Genomic DNA, 10,132 nt, shown 5'->3' with positions numbered 1-10,132 from the left:
ACATGGTGGGCCATGTGCGGGGCAGCGCGCACACCTTTTCCCCGCAGACGCAGGCAAAGCTGTTTCCCTTCCTTGGCATCGACCCGGCCAAGGCACCGGTGACCACGGACTACCAAAAGGTCAGCCCGGACGCCCTCTCGGACATCATCGACAATTACGACCAGCTTCTCCCGGAGCTCGCACGCCTTGGCCTCTCCCACTATGCGGACGAGCGCGCTACGGCGGAATAAAGACGTACGCCGCATCCCCCTGTCATCCCGGACAAAATAATGCTACACGTGGAGCGTGCCCCCGGCGCATGGCCTGTCTCATGCACGTTTTTGTTCCACAGCCCATAAGGACTGTACAACGAGACGGCGAGACGCCGCATAAGACCGGGGCGCGTCCTGTGCGCCGTTCTGCGGCGCCGGGTCCATACGTCGCCCAGAAGCGCAGCAGCGCACTCTTTTTCCACAGCCCCTTAACCGCAACGAGCCTGCATCCATGAACACACGCCAAAAGATCAAAAAAAAGCTGGAACTCCCCCTCGCCACCAGAATCCGCCGTTTCACCTTCCGCAACATTATGGTGCTGGCGGGCTGCGCCATTGCGGCTCTTGGCTTTGTGCTGTTTCAGGTGCCCTACAACATCACGGCTGGCGGCATCTCCGGCCTTGCCATTATCCTCAGCGACACCGTTGGGCTGTCCGAGGGTATCGTCATCTGGCTGGTGAACATTCCCCTGTTGATGCTGGGCTTTGTGTACTTGGGGCGCTGGCGCTTTCTGAGCTCCTCCATCATGGCGGTGTTTGCCTTTTCCGCCTTTGTGGAGCTGTTCCTGAACATCATGCCGGGCCTGCTTGCCCCCTACCCCATCACGCACGATAAATTCTTAGCCAGCCTGTACGCGGGCGTGCTGTTTGGCCTTGGCAGCGGCATCATCTTCCGCTTTGGCTCCACCATTGGCGGCACGTCCATTCCCGCGCGCATTATCCATAACTTCACCGGCTACCCCATGAGCCAGGTCTACCTGTTCACGGACCTTGGCGTCATCTGCCTTGGCGGGCTTGTCTACAACTGGGAAATGGCGCTCCTAGCGCTCTTCTCCCTCGTCATGAACGGGTTGTTCTCGGACTTTGCCATGGAAGGCTCCAGCCAGCTGCGCACCTCCATCATCATCACCAAAAAGCCGGAGCAGGTCCGCTACGCCCTCGTCAACGAGATGCAACGCGGCGTCACCATGTGGGAAGTCACAGGCGGCTACTCCAAGGAAGTGCGCACCATGCTCTACTGCACGGTGCGCCGCTCCCGCGTCAGCGACCTGCGGTTTATGATCTCGCAGATTGACCCGGACGCCCTTGTGGTCATCGGCGGAGTGCAGCAGGCTTGGGGCGGCTACGGCAACCTGAAGCTAACGGACAGCTAGTCCGCATCCATCACAGCCCACACAGCAAAGCGCGCTGTGCCCTTGTGCCCAACGCCCACGGCCCCCTTGCCAAGGTAAAAGGCCATGGCCCAATCCGTCTCAAAGCTGCTGGTGGTGGAGGACCAATACGCGTCAGCGCCATGGGTGAAGGGATGGTCCGCAGCAAGGGCCGGGAACGCGCGGGACGTATCGGCAAGGCTCTCCAGTTCGCGGATGGTAGGCAGACGCCACGGGCGGTCCTCGCGCCGGGCAAGGGCGGCCACCTCCGAAAAAGCCTCGGCCCACGCCACCTCGCCGCACAGGTCCGCAGCGCGGCGCCAGCGCAGGCCTGTCAGCGCATCGCGCACCGCGCCATCACCTTCAAGGCTGAAGCGCGGCGCAGGCAATGACGCACCGTGCTGGGCGTCCCGTCCGCCAGCGTCATACAGGTCCCGCTGGCCGGACTCCGGCAGGACAGCGCTGTCGCCGCTGACGGGCCACAGGAGCGACTCCTCGGCCTTGCGGCCATAGAACATTCGCCCGCCCTCCATATGCACCCGCCATGCGTGGGTCGGCGCGCCGGCAAAGGTGGTGGAGGTCCAATACCAGCCCAGAAACACCCGCCCAAAAGGATGCCCCCCGGGCAGGGCCGGACGGCGGTCCGCAAAGCTGACGAGGCTAAAAAGCTCCCGCCGCCCCGGCATGCGCCACGTGGTTACGCCGCCATAGGCCTCGGCGTTCATCTGCTCCACAAAGGTAAGGCTCTCGTCCCACGGCATGGAAAAGGTCGCCGGGGTGGGGTTGGCGGTCCAGACAAGGCCGGTAAGCGCGTCGCGCACGGTTTCGCCCTGCGCCACAAACCGGGGCGAGGGCCACGGCAGGCCCGGAGCGCTTTCGGCGTCCTGCCCGGAGCCGGAACACGGGATGTCCGCGCCGGACACATCATGGCAGGACTGTTGCCCCGTTGCCAAAACAGGTACACGCCGTATACTTTTTGCAGTATGCTGAGGGGTTGAATGCTGTGTCATATGATGTACCCTACTGCATAAAAGGAGCTTCGAAAACCATGAGCACCAAGCACTACGATGTGATTGTAATAGGTTCCGGCGCTGCAGGCGGACGCATTGCCTCGCGCTGTCACAAGGCCGGGCGCACCGTCGCCCTCATCGAGCACGACGGATTCGGCGGCACCTGCCCCCTGCGCGGGTGCGAGCCCAAAAAAATGATGGTGGACGTCATCCAAACCGCCGAGCGCCTGCACAACAGCGCGGGCCTTGGCGTGGTAGGACAGGCGCATATCGACTGGCAGGAGCTCATGGCCTTCAAGCGCTCCTTCACGGACACCATCTCGGACAAGATTGAAGCCGTGCACGCCAAAAACGGTGTGGACATCCACAAGGGCCGCGCCCGCTTTACCGGCCCAAACACCGTGGACACCGGCTCCGCCATCTTGGAGGGCGAACGCATCTGCATCGCCACCGGCGCCGTGCCCCGCACGCTGGACATCCCCGGCGGCGAGCACGCCGTCACCAGCGACGACTTTCTGGAACTTGCCGCCCTGCCGGAACGCATCGTGTTCATCGGCGGCGGATTCATTGCTTTTGAAATGGCGCATATCGCCGCCGCAACGGGCGCGGACGTGACCATCGTCCACCGCAGCAGCCGGGTGCTGCGCCCCTTTGATGCAGACCTCGCCCAGCGGCTTATGGACCACATGCGCTCGCAGGGCGTCACTATCCTCACGGACCTGCCGCCCCACAGCATCACCGCCGAGGACGGGGGCGTTGTCCTGCACGCCGGACCCGGCGGCGCAGAGCATTTTCCGGCGGACCTCATTGTGCAGGCCGCAGGGCGCATTCCGGCCACGGCGGACCTGAATCTGGAGGCCGCGAACGTCGCCACGGACAAGGGCGCCGTCACTGTGGACCACTCCCTGCGCAGCACCACCAACCCTGCGGTCTTCGCGGCGGGGGACGTTATCGCGGGCGGCATGCCCCTCACGCCCGTAGCGGCCAAGGAGGCCGACACCGTCATCCACAACCTGCTCAGCAACACGCCGCAGGCCATGGAATACGGCCCCATCCCCTACGCGCTCTTTACCTACCCGCCCCTTGCCGCCGTGGGCCTGCTGGAAGAACAAGCCGCCGCGCAGGGCCGCACGGTGGACATCGTCACTGGCGACGCCTCGGGCTGGTCCGAGTATGAACGCATTGGGCAAAAGTGCGCCGGATTCAAACTCATCATCGACGCAGACAACCGCCAACTCCTCGGCGCGCACGTCCTTGGCGACGCCGCAGAGGAAATGGTGAACCTCTTCGCCCTTGCCATGCGCACCAAGGTCTCCATTGACGACCTGCGCTCCATGCTGTGGGCCTACCCGTCCTTTGGCTACGCCATGAAGTACATGTTCCGCTAAAGCAGAGAACACAAAAGACAGCCGCCCGGCCTGCATGCAGACCGGGCGGCTTTGTGATTTCTTAGGGGGCGCTTGCGCTGCGGCTTAGTTGCCGAAGCTGCGGAAGAACAAGTCCTCCAGCGCCTTTTTGCCATTTTCTTCAAGAAAGCGCGTGCCGGTTCCGGCAAAATGATGGTGCCCCACAACAGGCTCCTTCACCTCCTCCCACTGGGCTTTGGCCCATCTGAACCACGTGTCCTTGCTCTGGTCGAAGACGTAGAGGGGTTTGTTGCAGATTTTGGCGTACTCCGCGCCCCAGCCCGTGCCGCCAGTGACGGTGCCGTCCTCCTGAATGGAGCCGACCACGAACACCTCGTGCCCACTGGCCACCTGCCAGCAGATGCTCTGGAGCACCTTGCGGAACAGGGGGGCGCGCGAGAATTTACGATTCATCAGCCGCGAAACATAGGTCAGGCTCACGTCCTTGAGGGCGAGCTCCTCGGTGGTCAGGGTCCGGATGCCTCTGGTGCGTTCGGTCTGGTGGCCGTCAAAGCTGTAGTTCACTTCCTGAATGCCATACCGCTCGGCCAGCGTGCCAAAGCAGGATTCCGCGCCGCGTGCGCCGCCACTGTACAGGATGTATCCGTCAACACTCATGCGATCTCACCTCCGACGTCAATTTCGTTGAATACTGGTGACGTAGCACAGCCCACACATGCGGGCAAGAATCCACGCATTAATCAGTCCCTGACACCGCCGCCTCCGGCCCACGCACCCCAAAGAACAGCGCGTACAGCACCGGCACCACCACAAGGGTCAGCACCGTGGCAAAGCTGAGGCCGAACATAATGGTCACCGCCATGGAGATAAAAAACGGGTCCTGCAACAGCGGCAGCATGCCCAGCACCGTGGTAATGGCCGCCATGCACACAGGCCGCAGACGGCTGACGCCCGAATCCACAATGGCCTGATAGTCCGCCTTGCCCCCCCGCCGCTCAAAATCAATCTGATCAATGAGCACAATGGCGTTCTTGATAAGCATGCCGATCAGGCTCAGAAAACCCAGTATCGCCATGAAGTCAAAGGGCAGGTCAAACACCGCCAGCCCAAAGGTCACCCCGATAATCGCCAACGGCACGGTCAGCCAGATGATCACCGTCTGGCGCAGAGCGTTGAACAGCATGATGACAATGAGCACCATGGCAATAATGGTGATGGGAATCAGCCCCGCAAGGGACTCCTGCGCATCGCGCGAGCTTTCATACTCGCCGCCCCACTCCATGGTGTAGCCAAAGGGCAGGTCAATGGCCTCCACGCCTGCGCGGACCTCCTGAAACACCTCGCTCGCCAGCGCGCCGGGGACGGCGTCGCACTGCGCGGTGATGACCAGCTTGCGGTTCTCGCGCCGGATGAGGGTATCCTCCCACAACACGTCAAAGCCCGTGACCGCCTGCGTGATGGGCACCATGGTCTGAGTGAGGGAGCTCCACACGTACAGCTCGCTGATATGGGCCACGTCATCGCGCAGTTCCTGATTGGAGCGCGCAATAATGGGGAGCAGGTCGTCCCCTTCGCGGTACACACCGATGCGGCTGCCCGTAAAGGCCGACTCCAGCGTTTCCAGCACGTCCTGCCGGGTCAGGCCGTTCTGCCGAGCCATCGTCTCGTTAAAGCGCGGACGCAGGACCATGCTCTTTTGCCGCCAGTTGTCGCGGATGGCCGTAGCCTTTGCCGAGGTGCGGAACACATCCTTGGCCTTGTTGGCCAGCGTGCGCAGCACTGCCGCGTCCGGGCCATAAAAGCGCGCTTCCACATCGTAGCCGCCGCCGGGACCAAGGACGAACTTGTCCAGCTTGGGCTCCGCATCAGGAAAACGCTCCGCCAAGTACGCCCCGTACTCGTCAATAAGCCCGTCAATGTCGTTATAGTCGTGCACCCGCACAAGGATGAGCCCATAGGCCTTGGACTGCGACTGCTCCGGCCCGAAGACCAGCATAAAGCGCGTTGCGCCCTTGCCGATGTACGAGGCCGTGGACGTCACCCGCTCATCCGCCAGCAGCTTGTCCTCAATGACGGAAATATCCGCAACGGTGCGCGTAATGTCCGTCCCCTCAGGGAGCCAATAGTGGATTTGGAACTGCGGCCGCGTGGACGGCGGGAAGAAGCTGTTCTTGAGCGTACCAAACCACAGCACTGCGCCAACCAGCAGCACAACCAGCACAATCACCGTCTGCCAACGCCGCGCAAGGGCGGCCTCCAAAAACCGGCGGTACACCGTAAACAGCCGCCCGGAGTAGGCGTCGCTCCCATCCCCGCCACCAGGCCGTGGCCGAAACGCCATGGTGCACAGAAGCGGCGTTACCGTAATAGCCAGCACCCAGCTGATAAACAGCGACAACAGCATCACCTGAAAGAGCGAGCGGCAATACTCGCCCGTACCGTCCGAGGACCCACCAATGGCGGCAAAGGCCAAAATAGCAATGACCGTTGCGCCCAGCAGCGGCATCATATTCTGCCCCACCACCTCATTGGCGGCCTTGATGCGGTCCACGCCGGACTCAATGCGCACCAGCATGCCTTCGGTCACCACAATGGCGTTGTCCACCAGCATACCAAGGGCAATAATCAGCGCGCCAAGGGAGATGCGTTGCAGGGTGATGGACATCATGTCCATGGCTATCATGGTCGCCAGCACCGTCAGCGCCAGCACCACGCCAATAAGCACCCCGCTTTTCAGCCCCATAAAGACAAGAAGCACCACAACCACAATAGCCAGCGCCTCAATGAAATTCACCACAAAGCCGTCCACGGCCTTGCGCACGTCATCGGGCTGAAAGTTCACCACGCCGATTTCCATACCCACAGGGCGGTACTGCTCCAGCTGCGTCATGCGGGCCTTGACCGCATCGCCCAGCTTCACCACATTGCCGCCGGGGGCCACGGAAATGCCTATGGACAGCGCAGGCTTGCCGTCAAAGTGCAGCACATGGTCCGGCGGGTCCACATAGCCCCGCGACACCGTGGCGACATCCTTGAGCGCCACAAGCCGGTTCGATGCCGGGTCGCGCACCTCCAGGCTTGCGATATCCTCCACGGACAACAACTCGCCCGTGGGGCTGATGCGCACGCGCTCCGCCCCTACCTGCACAGACCCGGCGGGAGACACCAGATTCTGCGTTGCCAGCGCCTGCACAAACACATCCGGGCTGACGCCCATCCGCGCCAGCTTAAAGCGCGAAAACTCAATAAAGATGGCCTCTTCCTGAAGCCCCCACAGCTCCACCTTGGCCACGTTGTCCACAAGCAAAAGCTCGCGCCGCAAAAACTGCACATAGCGGCGCAATTCCTCATAGGTGTAGCCCTCGCCAGACACCGTCAGCAAAATGCCAAACACGTCCCCAAAGTTGTCATTCACCTGCGGCGTAGACGCGCCGGGGGGGAGTTTAGGCTGGGCGTCCAGCACTCTGCGGCGCAGTTCATCCCACACCTGCGGAATTTCGCTTTTCCCAAACTTATCCTTCACCCGCGCAGTGACAATGGACAGCCCCGGACGTGAAATAGATTTGATTTCCTTCAGCTGGGCCAGCTGCTGAACGGCTGTTTCAATCTCGTCGGACACCTCCTCCGCCACCTCGCGCGCTGAGGCTCCCGGATAGGCGGTGATGACCACGGCGTCCTTAATGGTGAATTCCGGGTCTTCAAGGCGCCCCAGCTTTTCGTAGGCATACAGCCCGCCCAGCAGGATGACGGCGCACAGGGCAAGGGTCACCGTTCTGCGACGTATGGCAAATTCAGCTATGCTCATGACGCACCTACTCGCCAACTCGGACGTGTTGACCTTCCACCAGATAATCCACGCCAGCCGTCACAATCCGCTCACCCACCGCAAGGCCGGACGTGACCTCGATGCTGCTTCCCTCAAGCCTGCCGCGTATAATGGGCCGCCTGTGCACCGTGCTGTCCTTGGGGTTGACCACCCACACATACGGGCGGCCATCAGCATCCGCGGCCACAGCGTGCACCGGCACCCGCAGGGGCGCGTCCTGATCCTGCTTAGGCGGATAGGTCACGGCCTCCACCACGGCGGTCATACCGGGAAGGATGTACGTCCCACGCCCGTCTTCATTAAAACGCTCGGTCTCGTTGCGGGGGCGCATAACCAACTTGACCGGGAAGGTGCCCGTTGCCGGGTCCGCTTCGGTTCCCACTTCCACAGCCTCGGCCGGAAAGCGCTCTCCCGGCAAAAATTCGAAGGACACAAACAGCTTTGCCTCGCCGCGCTCGCCGTGGGCAATGATGCTTTCCGGAACATCAATGCCGATTTGCACCTCATCCGTCAGGTTCTGCAGCTTCACCACCGCCGTGCGGGCGGAAATTTCCTGATGGTTCTCCAGATACCTCCGCGACACCGTGCCCGTAAATGGCGCGCGAAGCACGGAGTCCGCCAAAGCGTCCATGGCGCGCTTATACTGCGTGCGCAGACCAGCAATTCTGGCCTGCATTGCCTGCACATCCTCACGCCGCGCGCCTTGGCGCGCCTTGCGCAGTTCCTGCCGGGCGCCCTCCAGATTCGCCTGCGCCACATCACGCGTGGCCACGGCGTTGTCGTATTCCATCTTGGAAATCACATTATCCTGATACAACTTCGCCTTGCGCTCGGCCTGCAGTTTCGCTTCCGTCGCCTTTGCCTCGGCCGAAGCCACTTTGGCCTCAAGGCTGCGGACGTCCTCGCTACGCGCGCCGGACTGCATCGCCTCCAGCTGGGCCTTGGCTTCATTGATTTGGCTCTCGATGCGGGAGACTTCCGTTTCAAAGTCGCGCGGGTCCAGCCGGGCAATCAGTTGGTCCTGCTCCACGGTCTGCCCTTCCTTCACAGGCAACTCGACCAGCGTGCCAGAAACACGAAAAGCCAGTTCCACTTCCTTCGCGGCTTCAACGCGCCCCGGAAAACGATAGGTCCGGCCCTTGGAGGGCGACTCAACGAGCATGGATTTCACCGGACGCACCACCTCCGGCTGCTGCACGTCATCATCGCCGCACCCAGAGCACAGCGCCACCGTCAACAAAGCCAGTACTGCATAGCGCCACACACGCATATCCACCACCTTCATTCAGTGTTCATTCATGTCAGCCCTGCATCCCAGAGACCACACGATGCAAGCACCACGCATCCTACAACATTCCACGCAGAATGAGGAGACGTTTACGCACGAAGTCTCAACTTCTCCCCAAGGCACACCGGGGCACGACAACGCGCCCTCCCTGTCCACATTTGCGCCCTCATGTCTTCGCCCGTGACCAAAGCAATACAGCTTTGCCAGGGTGTGCGTCCGGCCCGTGCATACGGCCAATCCGGCACAGAACAACAGCAGCGCGCCGCTCACGCCTCGCCAAAGATTGAACTTCCGCGTGCATCGCGGTACGTGATTCGGGAAAATGATCGCGATCAGAAACCAACGCCGTTCCATCGCATCGGCCAGTCAGCGGAGATTTTACGATGTTTCAGCGGGTTATCGCCTTTGGCGACAGTTTTTCGGACAACGGATTCAGCAACGGCAGCGGCTTCAACCGTCTCAGTAACGGTCCCGTGTGGGTTGAGCATCTCGCGGCGCGTCTTGGCGTGGCGCTTGAGGATAGAGCATGGTGCGGCGCGCAAAGTGGCCACGGCAACGCCTCCGGTCCCAAGGACTGGTCCGGCCTTGCATGGCAGGTGGAGACCTTTGACGATGACAGCGCCTTGCCGCAGGCCCTGTGCACTGTGCTTATCGGCATTAACGACATCTACGAAGGCGGCGCGGACGCGGGCGACGTGGCCGCCAACACCATCGACGCGCTGGAGCGTCTCGCCGCGAAAGGTATGCGGACATGCCTCATCAGTACGCTTCCCGATATCACCCTTGCCCCGGCCTACGCCGGGGAATACGCACACGTCAAAGCCGAGGTTGCGCAACTCGTCGTCGGCATCAATGCGAAGCTCAGCGCCGCGCTGCATGGGGCGGGCGGGTTTTCTGAAAGGCACCCGGGGGTCACGCTCTACACAGTCGATGCCTATGGGCTGTTCAACACGCTCGCGGCATCGGGAGCCTTCGAAATCCCTGACGTCCCGTGGCTCGGGACCTACTCCTATCCCAAACCAGATGGCTTCATGTGGTGGGATGACTGGCATCCCATGACGGCAACGCATCGGTATTTTGCGGATGCCGCGTATAAAGTAATACGTGGAGAAAGAGACGGGTAACCCCAAAAGACCACGGCCCATTCTATACGACGCCCACCACGCTTTCTGTGTGGTGGGCTTTTCTTTGGCGAAGGCTTTGAGGGTGGGCGAGGCGGCTAAGCGCATGGATAGACGCA

At 61.8% G+C, this 10,132-nt stretch carries 8 protein-coding genes; 4 read left to right on the top strand and 4 right to left on the bottom strand.

All coding sequences use genetic code 11. The features are described from left to right. Together ACY69P_RS09545 and ACY69P_RS09540 are read left to right on the top strand one after the other, a co-directional pair. Positions 1-230, top strand: a 230-nt coding sequence (locus ACY69P_RS09545; protein ID WP_462327298.1) for a hypothetical protein, incomplete at its 5' end; no start/stop codon positions are given. A gap of 253 nt (positions 231-483) precedes the next feature. Beyond that, complete coding sequence (locus ACY69P_RS09540; protein ID WP_462327297.1) at positions 484-1,404, top strand: YitT family protein; 921 nt, start codon at positions 484-486, stop codon at positions 1,402-1,404. On the opposite strand, the gene ACY69P_RS09535 is transcribed toward ACY69P_RS09540, so the two are convergent. Further along, positions 1,401-2,354: an Lcl C-terminal domain-containing protein gene (locus ACY69P_RS09535; RefSeq protein ID WP_462327296.1), complete on the bottom strand. Its 954-nt coding sequence runs from the start codon at positions 2,352-2,354 to the stop codon at positions 1,401-1,403. The genes ACY69P_RS09540 and ACY69P_RS09535 overlap by 4 nt on opposite strands. 95 nt (positions 2,355-2,449) lie before the next feature. Here ACY69P_RS09535 and ACY69P_RS09530 point away from each other — a divergent pair, with 95 nt between their 5' ends. Beyond that, entirely contained in the window at positions 2,450-3,799 is a 1,350-nt protein-coding gene (locus ACY69P_RS09530; RefSeq protein WP_462327295.1) for a dihydrolipoyl dehydrogenase family protein, read from the top strand. A gap of 84 nt (positions 3,800-3,883) precedes the next feature. Here ACY69P_RS09530 and ACY69P_RS09525 read toward each other — a convergent pair whose 3' ends face one another. From ACY69P_RS09525 to ACY69P_RS09515, 3 genes are all read right to left on the bottom strand, one after another. Continuing rightward, a complete protein-coding gene (locus ACY69P_RS09525; RefSeq protein ID WP_459897701.1) occupies positions 3,884-4,435 on the bottom strand; it encodes a hypothetical protein in 552 nt (183 codons plus the stop codon). A 79-nt stretch (positions 4,436-4,514) separates the two neighbouring features. Beyond that, on the bottom strand, positions 4,515-7,583 hold the full coding sequence (locus tag ACY69P_RS09520; RefSeq protein ID WP_462327294.1) for an efflux RND transporter permease subunit: 3,069 nt from the start codon (positions 7,581-7,583) through the stop codon (positions 4,515-4,517). A gap of 7 nt (positions 7,584-7,590) precedes the next feature. Continuing rightward, positions 7,591-8,889 carry an efflux RND transporter periplasmic adaptor subunit gene (locus ACY69P_RS09515; protein WP_459897697.1) on the bottom strand — a complete coding sequence of 433 codons (1,299 nt, stop codon included), beginning with the start codon at positions 8,887-8,889 and terminating at the stop codon, positions 7,591-7,593. Between the two features lie 386 nt (positions 8,890-9,275). Here ACY69P_RS09515 and ACY69P_RS09510 point away from each other — a divergent pair, with 386 nt between their 5' ends. After that, on the top strand, positions 9,276-10,016 hold the full coding sequence (locus tag ACY69P_RS09510) for an SGNH/GDSL hydrolase family protein (RefSeq protein WP_462327293.1): 741 nt from the start codon (positions 9,276-9,278) through the stop codon (positions 10,014-10,016). Positions 10,017-10,132: the final 116 nt, after the last annotated feature.

This window comes from Desulfobaculum sp., from assembly GCF_054921475.1.
The sequence above is the reverse complement of the archived record's forward strand: the minus strand, read 5'-3'. Positions and strand labels throughout refer to the sequence as shown.